Origin of the sequence: Cupriavidus oxalaticus (assembly GCF_038900635.1) — a bacterium.
Lineage (GTDB): Bacteria > Pseudomonadota > Gammaproteobacteria > Burkholderiales > Burkholderiaceae > Cupriavidus > Cupriavidus oxalaticus_B.
In genome coordinates, this window is sequence record NZ_JAYMRX010000002.1 from 365197 (window position 1) to 382052 (window position 16856).

Genomic DNA, 16856 nt, shown 5'->3' on the forward strand with positions numbered 1-16856 from the left:
GAAGGTCCAGTTCTGAGGATTCTTTATGGACCAGTTTCGGCAGCCGATCGGCACGCGAGCAGGCGCAACCGGCGCGGGGCGCCGCATCTACGACCTGCTGCGCGGCCAGATCGCGGACGGCACGCTGCCGCCGGGCGCGCCCGCACCGTCCACGCGGGCGCTGGCGGCCGAGCTGGCGGTATCCCGCACCACGGTCACCGCCGCCTACGAGCAGCTTGCGGCCGAAGGCTTTCTCGTCACGTCGGCGGGGCGCGCGGCGCGGGTTGCCAGCGCGCTGTCGGCGCCGGCGCCTGCCACTGCGGCCGGGACGCCGCGCCTTGCCTCCTGCCTGCCGCTGTCCCGCTTCGGACGCCGGCTGGCAGACATCGGCATGCCGGCATTCTCCGACGCGGAACCGCTTCGTTTCGACTTCCGCTATGGCGCGGTGGCGTCCCGGGATTTCCCCACGCTGGCATGGCGGCGCGCATACCAGGCCGAACTGCTGCGCCAGCAGGACGGCCTCTGCTATGCGGCGCCGGAAGGCGACCCTGCGCTGCGCCGCGCTCTCCAGGGCTATCTGCGACGAGCCCGCGGGCTTGCCTGCGAACCCGGGCAGATCGTGGTGGTGAATGGCTCGCAACAGGCCATCGACCTGTGCGCGCGGCTGCTTCTCGATGCCGGCGATGCCTTCGCCCTTGAAGATCCCGGCTACCTGATGGCCCGGTGCTGCTTCGAGGCGACCGGTGCCACGTGCCTGCCCACGCCCGTTGACGAGCACGGCCTGGATACCGCCCGCCTGCCGCAGGATGAGCGTGTCCGCCTGGCATACGTGACGCCATCGCACCAGTTCCCGCTGGGCGGCGTGCTGCCCGTCGGCCGGCGCATGGAATTGCTGCAATGGGCGCAGCGCCACGATGCCTGGATCGTCGAAGACGACTACGACGGCGAGTTCCGCTACGGCCAGCGCCCGATCGACACGCTGCAGTCGATCGACACCGACGGGCGCGTGATCTACGTCGGCACCCTCTCCAAGGCACTGTCGCCGCAGCTGCGGCTCGGCTACCTGGTGCTGCCCGCCGAACTGGTGCCGGTGTTCAGGCAGGCCAAGCGGCTGGCCGACCGCCATGCGCCGGTGCTGGAGCAGCGCGTGCTGGCCTCGCTGATCGAGAGCGGCGCCTACGAACGCCATGTGCGGCGCATGCGCCGGGAGAACGAGCGCCGCCGTGCGGCGCTGCTGGATGGCATCGCCCGCTTCCTTCCGGCGGATGCGCAGGTCAGCGGCACGGCGGCCGGCCTCCATGTGGTGCTGTGGCTGCCGTCGCTGCGCCCGCGGGACGAAGCGGCGCTGGCGGCTGCCGCGCGCAAGAAGGACGTGGGCGTTTATCCGTTGTCGCCGCTGTTTGCCATGCAGCGGTCGCAGGACCGGCCGCGGCCGCCCGGGCTGGTGCTGGGTTATGCCAGCCTGACGACCGCGCAGATCCTGGAAGGCATGCGCATCCTGGGCACGATCATTGCGGCGACTGCCGCGTGAATTTCATGTTGCCGGGCCCTGTCATTCCGTAGCTCGCCCATTTCGATCTCTCCGAATCGTTGCTTCGGAAAACGCTACCTGGCCCATGCGCCTGGGTACCGCCTTGCGCTTATGCCTGACATCGATAAAAATATACGGCGTATAAATAAGGGCATGCAATGATCACCGCACACGTCTTTCTCGCCGTCAGTGTCGATGGCTATATCGCCCGCCCGGACGGAGACATCTCCTGGCTGCTGCAGCGCGACGATCCGACCGAGGATCACGGCTATGCAGACTTCATCGCCGACAAGGACATGATCGTGATGGGCCGAGGCAGCTATGAAAAGATCCTTGCCATCGATACATGGCCCTATGAGTTGCCGGTCCTGGTGCTGTCCGGACAACTGGCCGACGCAGCCGTGCCCGAGGCGTTGCAGGGAAAGGTTTCTTTTTCCGATCTCGCCCCGCGGCAGGCGATGGAAGCGCTGGCGGCGCAAGGGGTGCGCCGGGTGTATGTCGACGGCGGGCGCCTGGTCCATGCCTTCCTGCGCTCCGGGCTGGTCGCGGACATGGTGCTGACCACAGTCCCGGTCCTGCTCGGATCCGGCAGGACGCTGTTCGGCGAATTGCCGCATGACATTGACCTGACCCTGGTCGCCAGCCGCAGCTTCCCGTCGGGGCTGGTGCAATCCACCTACCGGGTGAACAAAGACCGGGTGAAGCAATGAACCGGCCCCGCGGTCGTCCGGCGCAAGGCAAGGGCGTCACGCGCGACGACATCCTGGATGCCGCGCTGACGCTGCTGGATGAAGGTGGCGGGCAAGGGCTGACAATGCGTGCCCTTGCAGCCAGGCTGGGCGTGACGCCGATGAGTCTCTATCACCATGTGGAAGACCTGGCGGGCTTGCTGCGCGCGCTGTCGGACCGCGTCTATGCCAAGGTGCTGCAAGGCGTGGGCAGGCCAGCGGACCATCGGGCAGAGATCCAGCGGATCCTGACCCGCTATCACGACGCCGTGGGATCGCATCCGCAACTGACGCTGGCGATCTTTGCCGAACCGCTAGCCTTCGCGGGCGTGAGCCGCGACGTAACCGACCGCCTCACCACGCTGCTGGGAGAGATCACAGCCGAGCCGCTGCCATGGCGGGATATCCTCATCGACCATGCCCATGGCAGTGGGCTGGCACTGGCCTCCGCTGCGGGAAACCAGAGACAGGCCAGGCTGATGAAGAAACAATACCGGGAAGCGCTGGCCCGCCTGCTGGATCATTTGGCGGCGTGCTGAGGCCAGGCGCGCGCAAGTGCAGTGCGATGGGGCATCGATCTGCGGAGAACCGATCCCGGCGTTGGCAAGACTAACGGGGAGCAACCGCAGGAGATGAGCATGTCGCACGTCACTTATCCCAACGAAAGCGCCGAATACCGCAAGGCGCGAAACGCACTGGTTGACGAGGAAATCGCGTTGCGAAGGCATATCGAGGCCGTCGCAACCCAACGCAGGGCCCTGCCTCCAGGCGGCGAGGTGCCGCAGGACTACCTGTTCGAGCGGATCGGCGCCAACGGCATGCCCGAACAGGTCGCAATGTCCGGGCTGTTCGGCCCGCATCGCACCCTGATCCTGTACAGCTTCATGTACGGCCCGGACCGCGACACGCCGTGCCCGATGTGCACGCTGTTGCTCGACTGCGTCAACGGCGCGGCCAGGCATGTCGGCCAGCGCGCCGCGCTCTATATCGTCGCCAAGTCGCCCATTGCCCGGCTGGTCGCGTGGGCGCGCGAGCGGGGGTGGGCGCATCTTCAGTTCGTCTCGACCGCAGGCAACAGCTACGACGCCGACTATTTCGGAGACTCGACGAAACTGCCTGAGGAGATAAGGACGTTGCGCGGCGGGAAGCCCGGCGAGGAGTGGGACGATACCGCATTCAACGTATTCCGTCTCGATCATGGCAAGGTCCGCCATTTCTGGGGCAGCGATCTTACCTGGGCGCCATCGGAACCTGGCACGGACCACCGCTCCGGCGATGCCGTCAGTGCGCTCTGGGGCCTGCTCGACATGACCCCGGAGGGGCGCGGGCAGTTCATGCCTAAGCTTGCCTATTAGCGCCCCACGCGCGAGCTGCTCTTCATCGCCTGGCCCGACCCAGCCGGAGCGCCCCCCTTCAGACCAGGCAACATGCGGCCTCAGCGCCGGCGCAGGCCGCCAGACTTGTGCTTCCTGGCCGTACGCAGCGCCAGGCCCGCCAGCACCGCGACGACCGCCAGGATGCTGACGGCGATGAAGAAGGGCAGGGGCCGGTCGATTGCCAGGCTCTCGCCCGCGACGACGATGCCGATCGCATAGCCAGCTTCGGCGATGGCGATGGCGGCGAGGAACTTCGGGAAGGGGTAGCGCATCGTGCCGAAGAGATAGCCGGGGATTTCCGACGGCACGGCGATACAGAACAACAGCACGGCCCAGAATTTCATGCGCTGCGACACGTAGTCCTGGTACTTCGCCAGCTTGTCCGCGTAACCGCTGCGGGCAAGCAATGGATAGGCGAGCCGGCCGATGCCGTAGGCGGCAACGGCGCCCAGCACCCAGCCACCCCAGAGCAAAAGGACGGTGAGGGGCTTGCCCCATACCGCGCTGGCCGGCGGCACCAGCACCACGCTCGAGGCGAAGGCGAGCATGGCAGATACGGCCGAGAACAGGAAGAAGACCAGCGCGCCCGCCCCGGGATGCTGTTCCATTGTTGCGTGGGCCCAGTCGATGGCCTGGTCGGCGAAGCTCTTGACGGGCGGCGACAGGACGATCAGGGCGATCAGCACCGCCACGGTGCCGACCGCAGCCCAGAACCAGATGGTGCGCCGCTTGGAAGACAATTTAGGAAGACAATTTGGGAAGACACCTTGGCCGACACTTTGCCCGGCATACAAAAAATTAGAACCGCCGACGTGGCCGAAGTTTCGATGCGGCTGCGCAGTGGATCACCAGTGGATCACCGTGCGTTCCACCGTTGGCGGCGCGAGTCCTGCCTCGCGGCACAAACGGCAAGAGGTTGACGGCTCATTGCCCCGCTAGGGACATGCGAACTCCCGCGTAGTTGTCTCCTTCCTGAAACGATCCTTCCGGCCTGCGCTGGCCGGCAATCCTTCCGCCGCGACATTTCCGAACAGAATCAAGAAGCTAGCGTGGTTGGCACCGATCTCGCTTCGCCATTCAAGTCAATTCGATATTCCGGGGAGATGCCGGGCGTGCGCCGGCGACACCGGTGCGCGCCCAAGTTGGCAGCGAAGCTAACGCCCGAAGGAAGTATTGGAGGGGGCCGGCCGAGACCAGGGATATCGCCCCGCGCGCGCCCCGGTCTCGCGACCCTGCGGCATGTTCCGCCCGTCCAGGGGCATAGCCAAATGCGCCACAGATCTCAGTGAAGGAGGGCACCGCGTACCTTGCATGAAACAGCTTCTTGAGGCTGGGGGGCCGTGCTGGCTGCAGGCCTCCAGGCTCCATTCCTGAATAGATGGCCTCATAGGTGGTCGTATGGCAAATCGTCGTAAGGCCCTGTCACTGGCGGTGACAGGCACATGCTCGTTCTGGCTTATCGCCGCGCCGGTCGGCACCGCTTCGGCGGCGGATGCATGTCCTGCCGCGGGTGCGGCGGTATGCGGGGTAAACAGCGGACTGATTCCGGTCCACAAGGACTTTATTCACACCTCCCTTATTTGGAACAAGAAATACGCGGAATGTCCGAAGATGCTGATCTGGATGCGGCCATCGGAGTACAAGCCGAAACACTATCTCAATCCGCCGGTGCAGGGCGGTGGCTTCCCTGGATTCAACCAGAAGTACATAGATCTGGTACAGGGCGGCTTCGGGCTCGGGCAACTCGACGAAAGCGGCTGGTCGCGCTACAGCTCCGACCTTGAGCGCGAAAACACGCAGATCGTCGATGTCTGCGGATTACAGTCCCTGATCGATACCGGCGTATTCACCAAGACTGCTATTGCCGACCTGACCAGCGCGGACATCAGCTATACCGACCCGTTCTTTTCGGACGCCGGCTTCTCCAGGGGACTGGGCTATAACCTGTTCTGCAATGGCCACGTGGCCGGCATCGATGGCCGCATCTACGTCGTCGGGCTGCATGACAAGGGCGGCAACAATGGCGGCAGGAAAGTCAACATATTCGACCCCAAGACCGAGCAATGGGTATACAGGCCTACGCCCTGCGTCAGGTCAGGCTTTGAATCGGACCCGACCGGCGTCCTGTCACATTGCGATCCGCTCAATGAGGACAACACCGACCCGCCGATTTCCTCGGACCTGAAGTACCAACGGTGGTACCCGACCGCCGTGACCCTGCCCGACGGGAAGATCCTGGTCCTGTCCGGTTCGGACCAGGATACCAGCGTAGGGTCGGCCAATGCGAGCGCCACCAAGGTGCGGCAGGCGGTGCCGGAGGTGTACGACCCCAAGACGGACACGACGGTTGCGCTCGAGAGCGCGCGCAAGCTGCTGCCAATGTATCCGCGCGCCTTCGTGGTCCAGACCGGCCCTGGCGAGAAGGACTGGAAGGTCGCGGTGACATCCGAAGTCGTGCCGCCCCTGCCTGGGGAACCGGGCGGGCTCAGTATCCGCGGATATGACCCGTTCTTCTACAGCGGCAAGACCTACCTGTTCGATGTCCAGGCCGCGCTGGCCGATCCGCTGATCGCCACGCCGGCGCAAAACCATTGGCAATATGTGGACACGGCGCAGAATGCCCACGATAGTGGCGCCGGGGCCATCATGGTGACGATCAACGCGGATGGCACGTGGTCGCAGGATGTGTTCCTGTTCGGCGGATCGAATGGTGGCAACACACCGGGTTCAGCCGTTGCGGAAACCATCAATTTCTCCAGTGCCGCGCCAAAGTGGAAGTCCCTCGCCAACCTGGCCCTGCCGGTCTCGCAGAATAATGTGGTCGCGCTGCCGGACGGGAAACTGCTGGTCGTTGGTGGTGCCGATGACGGCGTGAACAGCCTTGTCTATCAGTTGTTCAATCCGGCCGACGGCAGCAGGACCGACGTGGCCACTTCGCCGGTGCCCCGGCATGACCATTCCACAGCGCTGCTGATGCCAAATGGCGGTGTATGGGTGATGGGAGGCAACCGGGTCAACCTGATACCCGGATCACCGCAGACGCAGGCGCAGCGTGATGCCGCCGTACCGGTCATCGAGTTCTACAAGCCCCCGTATTTCTTCAAGGGCGCGAAGCCGGTCATCACCAAGAGCCCGAACAGCATCCACTATGGGAGCAGCTTCAAGCTTGACGTCTCCGGCGCCGAGGTCGAGTCGGTGACGCTGGTCCGGACCGGTCCGATCACGCACAACTGGACCTGGGGAAACCGTTACGTGAAGCTGCCGGTCCGGGTTCACAACGACGGCAAACTGGACGTCACCGCTCCGCCGCTTCCAGGGCTTGCGATTGCCGGCGACTACGTGCTCTACGCCGTTGGCAAGAACGGGACCGTCAGCGAAGGGCGGCATGTGTTGCTGAAGTCCAAGGGTGAACCTGCGAACGATTAGACACTGTCAGAGGTCGCCCACCGAGCCCGCCCGGACCCTTCGTTCGCGAAGCGGCCGGACGGGCCTGATTGCGCTGCTGCACACCCATGGAACCTGACGAGCCAGGGCCAGGGCCCGGCGGATTTGTTCCGTGGCGTTTCTATTCCTGTTCCTGCCAGTGCCTGTATCTCCGGACAACCCGCACCTAAAGTGAGCCTGACAGGAGGAAGCCGAAGACTGCGCTGGCGCAAGCCAGGCCAGCCGCACGCACTCCCGCCCGTTGACAGCACACCCGACCTGACTGGAGCACACGATGTCCGTTCATGAACGACTTTCGGCGCGCGGCCTGGCGTTGCCGCGGCCCCCGCAACCGCTGGGAAGCTATACCGCCGTCAGCCAGGCGGGAGACCTGCTTTTCATCTCCGGCCAGTTGCCGTTGCAGGACGGCAAGGTGGCCTGGCAAGGCCAGATCGGCAAGGACCTGACGGTCGAGCAGGGCAAGCTTGCCGCCGAACTCGCTGCGCTCAACGTGCTGGCGCAGATCGATGCCCACCTGGGTGGCTTCGGGCGCCTGGACCATATCGTCCGCGTCGACGGCCATATTGCCGGTGCGCCGGGCTGGTTCGACCAGCCTGCGGTTCTCGACGGCGCGTCCGACCTGTTCCGCGACGTGCTGGGAGACAAGGCCGGCCATGCACGGACCATTTCCTCGCACTTCCAGCAGCCCGCCAATGCAGCGGTGATTCTCGTGGTCATTGCGCAGGTCAAGCCTGCATGAGCGCGGCGCGCCCGCCGAGGTGGAAATTTACGCGGAAAATTTCTCGACCAGGAAGTCGACGAAGACCCGCACGCGGCGCGTCACGTGCCGGGCCGACGGGTAAAGCAGCACGAACGGCCGCGTGCTGCCGCTGAATTCCTGCAAGACTTCCACCAGCGTGCCGTCGCGCAGGTCTTGTTCCACCACGAAGCGATAGGTCTGGAACAGGCCCGCCCCGGCGCGCACCAGCGTGGCTCCGCCGAGGATATCTTCGGTCGCCGCATACCCGCCGGTGGTGACGATATCGGTGTCTTCGCCATTGACGCGGAAGGTCCAGGGAATGCGCCGGCCGCTGCTGGGGCGTTCGAACTGGATGCATTCGTGCCTGAGCAGGTCTTCCAGTGACCTGGGCGTGCCGGCGCGCTGCAGGTAGGCGGGCGTGGCCACGACCACCAGCTCGGCATCCTCCAGCTTGCGCGCAATCAGGTTCGAATCGTCCGGCGCGCGGCCGCGCACCGACAGGTCATAGGTGTCGTCAGCGAAATCGACGTTGCGGTTGCTGATATGCACGTCGACCTCGACTTCCGGGTATTGCGCCCGGAACGCCGGCAGGACCGGCAGCACGCGGTAGTGGGCATAAGGCGTCGGCAAGCTGATCCGCAGCCGGCCCGCGGGCGCCGCGCGCTGGCCGCTGACCTGCCGCTCCGCATCCAGCAGCTGCGCCAGCGCACCCCGGCTTTGCTCGAAATACAGCCGTCCTTCATCGGTCAGGCGGATCTGCCGCGTGGTGCGCACGAACAGGCGTACCCCCAGCCGTTCTTCCAGCCGCTGCACGGTGCGGCTGACCGCCGGCGGCGTCACGCCGGCCGCGACCGCGGCGGCAGTGAAGCTGCCCAGTTCGGCAGCCAGGCAAAACAGCTCGATGCTGCCAAGCTGGAGATCATCGAATTGCCGTTTCATCGGGTCGGGTCAGGCGGCGCATGCGGGTGGCGGGAAGCGGTGTCGCCATCATATGTGCGCCTTTGCCAGAAGTCGATGGCGGCCGTCTCGCGGGCGGAAAAGCGGCCGGAAGTCGATGTCTCGCCGCTTCGGCAACGGTGCTTCCGGCGCCATTTGTTCCGCGCGAGCACAACTGTTTGTTCCGTGGAGGTCTTCGAATCACGGGACGGTTCTCCTAGATTTGAGCCCATCGGAGCCGTCGGCCCGATCGGCCCGAAAGCCGAATCAACTGACATCGAGGTTACAGAATGAGTGCAGCACAGAAGGTTGTCGTCATCACCGGCGCATCGCAAGGCATCGGCGCGGAACTGGTCAAGGCATTCCGCGAACGCGGACACCGCGTGGTCGCCACCGCCCGCAGCATCAAGCCGTCCGACGACCAGGACATCCTGGCGGTCGCCGGCGATATCGCCGACCCGTCCACCGCGCGCCGCGTCATCGCGGAGGCCGTGGCAAGGTTCGGCCGCGTCGATACGCTGGTCAACAATGCCGGGATCTTCGTCGCCAAGCCGTTCACCAGCTATACCGACGAGGACTATGCCAACGTCACGGGCATCAACCTGACGGGCTTCTTCCATATCACGCAGCTGGCCATTGCCGAAATGGAGAAGCAGCGCAGCGGCCATGTGGTCAGCATCACGACCAGCCTGGTCGACCATGCGATCAGCGGCGTGCCATCGGTGCTGGCCTCGCTGACCAAGGGCGGGCTGAACGCGGCGACGAAGTCGCTGGCGATCGAGTATGCGAAGACCGGCATCCGCGCCAACGCGGTGTCGCCCGGCATCATCAAGTCGCCGATGCATGCGCCGGAAACGCATGAGGCGCTGGGCGCGCTGCATCCGGTGGGGCATATGGGGGAAATGCGCGATATCGTCGATGCCGTGCTGTACCTTGACGGCGCGCCGTTCGTGACGGGAGAGATCCTGCATGTCGACGGCGGCCAGAGCGCCGGGCACTGAGTCTTCTGCCCGCAAGGGTCGACGGCGCGATGGGGCAGATGCCCTGTCGCGCCGTCTTGCGTTGGGCCGGCGCGGTCAGCGCGCCTGGACCAGCCTGAATGCAGCCCGGCATGCGGCGGCCCATGCGCGCGCCAAGTCCCGGCGCTGTGCAGGCCGGATTGCCAACACCGTGTCCATGCCCGCGGCAAGCGTCTCTACGGGGACGGCCGCTGGCGCGCCGGCCGTGTCCCAGGCCGCGGCGAACGCAACCTGCTTGCTGGCGCCGGGCGCTTGGCCGGGCCGCAGCAGGCCCAGCCTCGGCAAGGCAAAGGCGCCCGCGACAATGCCGCCGTGCAGGCTGCTGCCGATGAAGCCCTGGCTGTGCGCGATCAACGCGCAGATGTCCCACAGGTCAAGCGAGCCAAAGATCGCGACGGGCGCGCCGCGCAAGCGCGCGGCAAGGCGCCGGTAGCAAGCCAGGTCGTCATGCCATGGCGCGGCGCCGGCGCGGAACAGCACCACGCCGAGGTGCCTGTCCCGGGCGACGCATTCGAGTTGGGACGCCAGCTCCGACAGGGTGGCGTCGTCGCCAAAATCGGCGCTGCACTGCACCGCCAGGTATCCGCCCGGGAAAGCCGACCCGATACGGGCGCATTCGCCGTGGCCGGCGCGCCGGCGGATGCGATCGCCGAACAGCTCGGCCACCAGCATCGCCGGATCCGGCTCCAGGCGGCAGTCGATGCCATTGTCGGCGAGCACGGACCGGGTTTGCCGGTCTCTTACGCCGACGCTGGTAGCGGCACCGAGCTTGGCCACCACCTCGGCCCGCATGCCGGGCTCGACCGATCCAAGCCCGATGCCCCCGGCGGCGTTGACGATCACACGCCTGACATTGGCAAACAGGCCGGCAGGCAACAGGTAGGGAACAAGGTCCGGCACGCCCAGTTGCTGCTGCGCCCACGCCGCGCGCTCGCGCGGCCGGCTGTCGAGCCGCGCCACCACTGCGCCGGCCTGCGCGGGAGGCAGCAGCATCACGGCGGCTTCCCACAGCGAGCACGTCAGGATTTCGCCGCCCACGTGGATGACATCGACGGCGGCGTCGCCCACGGTGGCGGACAGCCGCGCCAGCGCGTGGACCCGATGGCCGCCATGGCGCCTCAGGTCGCGCTCGGCAAGACCGCCGTAACGGAGCTGGTCAGCGGGGCTGCGCTGGCCGATCATGCGCCGCACCACATGTGCAAGCAGCAGGTCGCCGAAGTTGTGGCGGTCGAAGGCCCCGAACAGGATCGTGAAGGTCGCTGCGCCTGGCTGCTGCTGCAATCCGGACGCTTGCATGGCATCAACGATACGCGGGCACGTCCTGCATGTCCGTGCTGTCGAGGCCTTCCGTCAACCCGGCCCGGACGCCCGCCAGCAGCTGGATGGCGGCCTGCTCCTTGCCTTGCTGCCGCCATAGCTGCGCCAGATCCAGGGCAGCCCGAAGTTCCAGCGACCTGGCATGCTGGTGGCGGGCCACTTCGATCGCCTTGTGGAAACACGCCTGCGCTTGCGCCTCGTCTTCAGGCCGCTCCCCGGCAGCCGAGCGTTGCCGTAGCAACACGCCGTTGAGACGGTGCCATTCCGCTTCGCAATAGTGCTCACCGGTCTGATCCACCGCGTTTTTCGCCATGGCAAGCGCGTCCAGCCCCGCCTGCCATTGTCCCTGGCGTCCGTAGGCGTGTGCCAGCAGGCACTGGAAGTGCGAATTCCCCAGGACCGCACCCGTCGCATGATAGGCGTCCAGCCCTTCATGCATCAGCGCGATGCCTGCCTGTTGCTGCCCCTGTTCCGCCAGCGCCCAGCCGCGAAGGATGGTCGTCCACGCGCGCCAGAGCGGGAAACCCTGCTCGGTCGACAGCGTGATGGTGGCGTCGGCATGTTCCTGCGTGAGTCGGGGCTCGCCGCGGAACTGGTGCAGTTCCGCGGCCTGGCACAGGGCATGCGCCAGGCTGAAGGGGTGGGACAGCTGCCGCGCCAGCGCAAGCCCGTCCTGCGCCCGCTGCAGGGCCTGGTCCGGATAGCCAAGCACCCAGAGCACGAGCGCTGACATCGACAGGGCGCGCACCTCAGGATCCACGCCATGGACGTTCAGATGAGTGAGATGGGGTCCTGCGCCATAGAGCGCGAGGGCATCGCCCAGATGGACTCGCGCGATGCCGAACCTGCCCAGGTAGTACGCGGTCATCCCGAGCGCGACATGCGCTTCTCCCGACAGCTCCGGATCGTTCGTCTGCCCGGCCAGCCGCAGCAGCTGCTTGCCCAGCCGGTAGGCCTTCGCGTGTTCCGCGCGCAGCGAGAAATAGGTACGCAGCCCGACCAGCGTCGGGAACAGCTGCAGCGTGTCGTCGCCCTGGCCGCCCTGGCCGCACAGGGCGAGCGCGCGGCTGTAGGTGGTCTCGACCTCGGCTGCGGCAAAGCCCCGGGCGGCGGTCAGCGCCGGCCCGATGGCCAGCCGCAGCGCGAGCTCCTGGTGTGCGCGTTCCGGGGTATCCGGCTGGCGGGCGAGCAATTCCAGCGCGGCATTCAGGTGGCTGATCGCCTCGTGGTAGGCCGAGCGCTGGATCGCCTGCTGCCCCGTGTACTGCAGGTATTCCACTGCCTTGGGGTCGTTGCCGCTGAGGCTGTAGTGCCGGGCCAGTTCGCCGTAGTGGTCCTTCAGCTGGTTCTGGAACAGCGCTTCGATCGCCTGGGCCGTGCGCTGGTGCAGCGCGGTGCGCTGCTCCGAGAGCAGGCTGTTGCCGGCCACTTCCTGGGTCAGCGCGTGCTTGAAGGTGTATTCGGTGTCGGGGAACGCAGGCCGTTCGTAGATGAATTCGCCCGACTCGAGCTGGGCGAGCAGCGGGCGCAACTGCTCATCGGATTGCGCGACCACCCGCTGGATCAGGCTGAGCGAAAACTCTTTCCCGATCACGGCCAGGGTTTGCAGCAGGTCCTTCTCGGCACGGGACAGCCGGTCGATGCGGGCGGCAAGCACCCCCTGTACCGTCGTCGGGATATGCAGCGCCGTGGGCGTCTTCTCGATGCGGTAGTGGCCGGGCTCGCCAAGCAGCGCCTTCTCCTCGCACAAGGTCTGCACCACTTCTTCCATGAAGAAGGGATTGCCCTCGGTCTTGGCCAGGATCAGGCGCTTGAGGTCCGCCAGCGCCGGATCGTCGCCAAGGAGCGCCGTGAGCAGTTGCCCGGCTTCCGCCAGGCCCAGCGGGTCGAGCCGCAGCGGCGTATAGCAGCCCAGATGGCTCCAGCCATGCTGGTACTCGGGCCGGTAGTTCAGCAGCAGCAGGATCCTGGCGTCGGCAAGCCGGTCGACAAGAACATCCAGGAAGGCTTCGGTCTCGCTGTCCAGCCATTGCAGGTCCTCGAACAACAGCACCAGCGGCTGGTTGCGGCTCTCGCGCGCCAGCAGGCTGGTGATTGCCTCGAACGTGCGCTGGCGCCGGATCAGCGGATCCATGTTCGGCAACGCCGAGCCGGGCTCGCTGATGCCGAGCAGGTGCAACAGGTACGGCAGCACGTCTTCCAGTCCCCGGTCGAGCATCACCACGCGGCCCGCTACCTTCTCGCGGGACTTCCGTTCGTCGTCGTGGGCCTCGATCTGGAAATAGTTCTTCACCAGCTCGATCAGCGGGAGGTAGGCAAAGGCCTTGCCATGGGATACCGAGAACGTCTCCAGCTTCAGGCAGCTGCCGGGCGAACGCGCCTTGAATTCATGGAACAGCCGCGATTTGCCGACCCCGGCCTCGCCGACCACCGCAACGATCTGCCCCTGTCCCGCCGCGGACCGCTCCAGCGCCTGCTGCAGCGTCTCCAGTTCCCGGTCGCGCCCGACGAAGCACGCCAGGCCCCGATGCGCCGACACCTGCAAGCGCGTGCGCAGCGGCCCGATGCCGGTCAGCTCGTAGACGGCCAGCGGCATGGGAATGCCCTTGACCTGCGCAACGCCCAGCGGCTTGAAGGCGAAATAGCCTTCGGCCAGCCGCTGTGTGGATTCGCTGACGAAGATCGACGAGAGCGCCGCCATGGTCTCCATCCGCGACGCGATGTGGATGGTGTGGCCGACCGGATCGTAGTCGGTGTGCAGATCGTCCTTGCGGATCGAGCGCACCACCACTTCGCCGGTGTGGATGCCGACCCGGATCTGCAGCGAGATGCCTTGCTCCAGCCTGAGCCGGTCGCTGTGCCGCTGCATCGCCTTCTGCATGCGCAGCGCGGCGTAGAGCGCACGCTGGGGGTGGTCCTCATGCGCGATCGGTGCGCCGAACAGCGCCAGGATGCCGTCTCCCAGTGACTTGGCAACGTAGCCCTCGTAGTAGTGCACCGCCTCCATCATCAGGTCGATCACCGGCGTGATCAGCCGGTGGGCGTCCTCGGGGTCAAGGTCGTGGATCAGCGCGGTCGAGCCAGCCATGTCAGCGAACAGGACGGTGATCGTCTTGCGCTCGCCGGCGGCCTCGCCACGGGCCTCCAGCGCCGCCTGCTCGCTGCGAATGCGCTCGGCCAGGTGGGGCGGCGTATAAGACACGGGCGAGAGCGGAGAGGCCGGCGCGGTGTGCGCGGCGTGCTCGGTGGGCTCGGCGTGCTCGGCGTGTGCAGAGGGCGCCTGGTCGCCGCAAGGTTCGCCGCATGCACTGCAGAAGCGCGCCGCCGGCGCCAGGGCCTGGCCGCAGCGGCGGCACCGGCGGGCGAGGGCGCTGCCGCACTGCTGGCAAAAGTTGGCGCCCGCGGGGTTATCGCATCCGCACTTTGTGCATTGCGCCATGGGGCCTCCTCGGGACGCTTCCTTCATAGGATTAGTGCCCAAAGCCTTCCATCGCAAGCGGCGTCTCCAGGAAACGTGCCAGCGGCCGTGGTCAGGTCCGCAGCGCGGCGATGACTTCGTCGGTGGTCCGCAGGCGGCCGATCCGGGGAAAAGTGTATTTCAGCGTGTTGGCGTGCGCTTCCGCGGACGGCGAGCCCATTGCGTCGGTCACGAATACCTGGTCATAGCCACGTTCGAAGGCGTCGCGGGCGGTCGACTCCACACCGACGTTGGTGGAAATTCCGGCCAGCACCAGGGTGCGGATGCCACGGCGGCGCAACTGCAGGTCCAGGTCGGTGCCATAGAAGGCTCCCCACTGGCGCTTCATGACGCGCAGGTCGGACGGCTGGGCGTCCAGCTCGGCAACCGGGGTCGACCAGTCGGGGCCGCGGTGGCCCGGAGGAAAGGGTGTGTCGAGCGCAGGCGCCAGCGCATCCTTGCCGTCGGGGGCATTGCCAACGGTGACAAGCACGACGGGCGCCTGCGCGCGGCGGAATGCCGCCGCGAGTTGCCTCGCCCTGGCGACGATCTCGCTGGCCGGCTGCGGCTGCACGTCCATGGCGACGATGCCGTATTGCAGGTCGATCAGTACGAGCGCCGCCGTGGCGGGATCGAGTTTCAGTTCAGCGGAGGTCATATCGTGCCTCAGCAAGAAAACGCGTTACGCAATGTCTTCCAGGTTGTCCTGTTGCGAGCGGATATCCTCCGGACTGAACACGATATACCCGAGCGCCTTCAGCAGCTGCACCGCTTCCAGTTCGGCATCGAGGTAAACCGGCCGGTCCGGTCGCCGCATGCGCGACACTGGCTGCCAGCGCGGCAGCGCGCTGGCTTGGGGGCTGGCCGCGCCCGCGCCGTCCTGCCGCCGCGCGGTCAGGATGCGGCAATGCTCCACGCTGGGCCGCCATGCCACGTCGACGGCGACATTGAATCGCGCCGCGCACAGCCGCAAGCGCTTCAGCGCCTGCAGCCAGCCAATGAAGGCGTCGCGCGCCGATGGCTCATAGCCCTTCAGCAGTGTATCGAGCTGATCGTGGGCCTCGGGGTTGGCCGCGGCCGGGTCGTCGTCAAGCAAGGAAAGCTCCAGCGCGACCTGCTGGCACTTGTCCTGGTCGTAGATCGTGCACTGGCAGTCAAGCACGCCTTCCTGCAGCAGCTCGCACAGCAGTGCCCACACCCGCGGGTTCTTGTCGAGCCGGCCTTCGAGCGTGGGATCGATCTGGCAAAGGATGTCCGGCAGGGGGCGATCGCCGTCCGCCTGCACGGCATGCGCGAAGGCCAGCGCGTTGTCCGAGGGCGTGTCGCCGCGTGCCAGCCGCTGCAAGGCGGACTCCTTCAGTTCGTGGATCTCGGCGACGGTATCGACGGCATGCTTCCAGGCGAACGCTTCCAGCCCGCCCGCCAGCTTGCGCGCGGGCCTGGCAAGCTGGCCTGCCAGGGTCTGGATGAAGCCGGTGCAGACGCTGCAGCCACACTCCAGCCGGCCGGCGTGCAGGAAGCCGGCATACAAACTCTCCCGATGCCCGCAATGCGGGCATTCCACCGAAAAGCCGCCCTGCCGTGCCGCGCGTTGCGACGCGAGCAGTCCGTCGACCTGGTAGTGCGCCTGGCCATCGCAGCATGGGCAGATCCATTCCAGCTTGTGCGCACCGTCGCGCGGCGCGACCGCGCGGTCGAACTGGCGCTCGATCGCGCTGCGCGGAATGCCTTGCGAGCGTCCGAGTACGTCGGCGCAATAGCGCCAGTAGCAGTACGAGTGGGCGGCGGCGGCCGCTTCCGGGCTGAGCCGCTGCAGGGCCGGGACGAGATGCGTGCTGCGCCGGATCTCGTCGGCCTTCGCGTCGACCAGCGCGGCCCCGCCGGGCATCACCGCCTCGAGCGCGGCACGGCTCTGCGCGAGGAAGCCGGGCACGTGGACGCGGCGTATGAAGTCCTCATTCTCGAGCCAGAACATATGTCCGGGCAGGGATTCAAGAGCATCCACGCCGGCCCTGACTTCCGACATGCCGGGACAGGCGAGAAACGTGAAAGGCTTGCTGAACAGGAATGCATCGGCCATGTTTTGTCAACGGAGTGTCCCGCCCACGGCCGGTACGGCACCGCGTGCGATGGTTTCACCCCGTGATTCCAGCCAAGCCGATCGCGCGGACGGCGCATGCCTCTCGCATCAGCCCGCATTTGGGGAATTTCCCCTTGTTATTGTCCGGCCTTGTTCAGGTACGTCTTGTTCCTAACAGGTTCGCTCTGCCGGTTAGGACAGGATAGGCGACGGTGATGGATCCCCGCAATGGCCAGCAAGCGACGCTTTC

The 16856-nt window shown here is 66.4% G+C and carries 13 protein-coding genes; 7 read left to right on the forward strand and 6 right to left on the reverse strand.

Going from position 1 to position 16856, the window contains the following annotated elements:
* Positions 1 to 25 precede the first annotated feature (25 nt).
* The 4 genes from VSR71_RS05810 (at position 26) to VSR71_RS05825 (ending at position 3593) form a co-directional block, all read left to right on the forward strand.
* Positions 26 to 1510, forward strand: coding sequence for a PLP-dependent aminotransferase family protein (locus tag VSR71_RS05810; protein WP_342912958.1), 1485 nt, complete (start codon positions 26 to 28; stop codon positions 1508 to 1510).
* A 158-nt stretch (positions 1511 to 1668) separates the two neighbouring features.
* On the forward strand, positions 1669 to 2220 hold the full coding sequence (locus VSR71_RS05815) for a dihydrofolate reductase family protein (protein ID WP_342912959.1): 552 nt from the start codon (positions 1669 to 1671) through the stop codon (positions 2218 to 2220).
* Positions 2217 to 2777, forward strand: a complete 561-nt coding sequence (locus tag VSR71_RS05820) for a TetR/AcrR family transcriptional regulator (RefSeq protein WP_342912960.1) — start codon at positions 2217 to 2219, stop codon at positions 2775 to 2777. Before VSR71_RS05815 ends, VSR71_RS05820 begins: the two co-directional genes overlap by 4 nt.
* Positions 2778 to 2876: 99 nt before the next feature.
* Entirely contained in the window at positions 2877 to 3593 is a 717-nt protein-coding gene (locus tag VSR71_RS05825) for a DUF899 family protein (protein WP_342912961.1), read from the forward strand.
* Between the two features lie 80 nt (positions 3594 to 3673).
* Here the strand turns inward: VSR71_RS05825 and VSR71_RS05830 are convergent, their stop codons facing one another.
* Complete coding sequence (locus tag VSR71_RS05830) at positions 3674 to 4306, reverse strand: TVP38/TMEM64 family protein (RefSeq protein WP_342912962.1); 633 nt, start codon at positions 4304 to 4306, stop codon at positions 3674 to 3676.
* 706 nt (positions 4307 to 5012) lie between these two features.
* Here VSR71_RS05830 and VSR71_RS05835 point away from each other — a divergent pair.
* Positions 5013 to 7040 carry a kelch motif-containing protein gene (locus tag VSR71_RS05835; protein WP_342912963.1) on the forward strand — a complete coding sequence of 676 codons (2028 nt, stop codon included), beginning with the start codon at positions 5013 to 5015 and terminating at the stop codon, positions 7038 to 7040.
* A gap of 292 nt (positions 7041 to 7332) precedes the next feature.
* A complete protein-coding gene (locus VSR71_RS05840) occupies positions 7333 to 7797 on the forward strand; it encodes a RidA family protein (protein WP_342912964.1) in 465 nt (154 codons plus the stop codon).
* 27 nt (positions 7798 to 7824) lie between these two features.
* Here VSR71_RS05840 and VSR71_RS05845 read toward each other — a convergent pair whose 3' ends face one another.
* Positions 7825 to 8736, reverse strand: a complete 912-nt coding sequence (locus VSR71_RS05845) for a LysR family transcriptional regulator (protein ID WP_135702739.1) — start codon at positions 8734 to 8736, stop codon at positions 7825 to 7827.
* Positions 8737 to 9023: 287 nt separating this feature from the next.
* Here VSR71_RS05845 and VSR71_RS05850 point away from each other — a divergent pair, with 287 nt between their 5' ends.
* A complete protein-coding gene (locus tag VSR71_RS05850; RefSeq protein ID WP_342912965.1) occupies positions 9024 to 9734 on the forward strand; it encodes an SDR family oxidoreductase in 711 nt (236 codons plus the stop codon).
* A 75-nt stretch (positions 9735 to 9809) separates the two neighbouring features.
* Here VSR71_RS05850 and VSR71_RS05855 read toward each other — a convergent pair whose 3' ends face one another.
* The 4 genes from VSR71_RS05855 to VSR71_RS05870 form a co-directional block, all read right to left on the reverse strand.
* Entirely contained in the window at positions 9810 to 11048 is a 1239-nt protein-coding gene (locus tag VSR71_RS05855; protein ID WP_342912966.1) for a polysaccharide pyruvyl transferase family protein, read from the reverse strand.
* Positions 11049 to 11052: 4 nt separating this feature from the next.
* The gene (locus tag VSR71_RS05860) at positions 11053 to 14508 is read right to left on the reverse strand and encodes an adenylate/guanylate cyclase domain-containing protein (RefSeq protein WP_342912967.1); all 3456 of its coding nucleotides are present in this window, start codon (positions 14506 to 14508) and stop codon (positions 11053 to 11055) included.
* Positions 14509 to 14599: 91 nt separating this feature from the next.
* Positions 14600 to 15184 carry a hydrolase gene (locus VSR71_RS05865; RefSeq protein ID WP_342912968.1) on the reverse strand — a complete coding sequence of 195 codons (585 nt, stop codon included), beginning with the start codon at positions 15182 to 15184 and terminating at the stop codon, positions 14600 to 14602.
* A 24-nt stretch (positions 15185 to 15208) separates the two neighbouring features.
* Positions 15209 to 16606, reverse strand: coding sequence for a hypothetical protein (locus VSR71_RS05870; RefSeq protein WP_342912969.1), 1398 nt, complete (start codon positions 16604 to 16606; stop codon positions 15209 to 15211).
* Between the last annotated feature and the right edge of the window lie 250 nt (positions 16607 to 16856).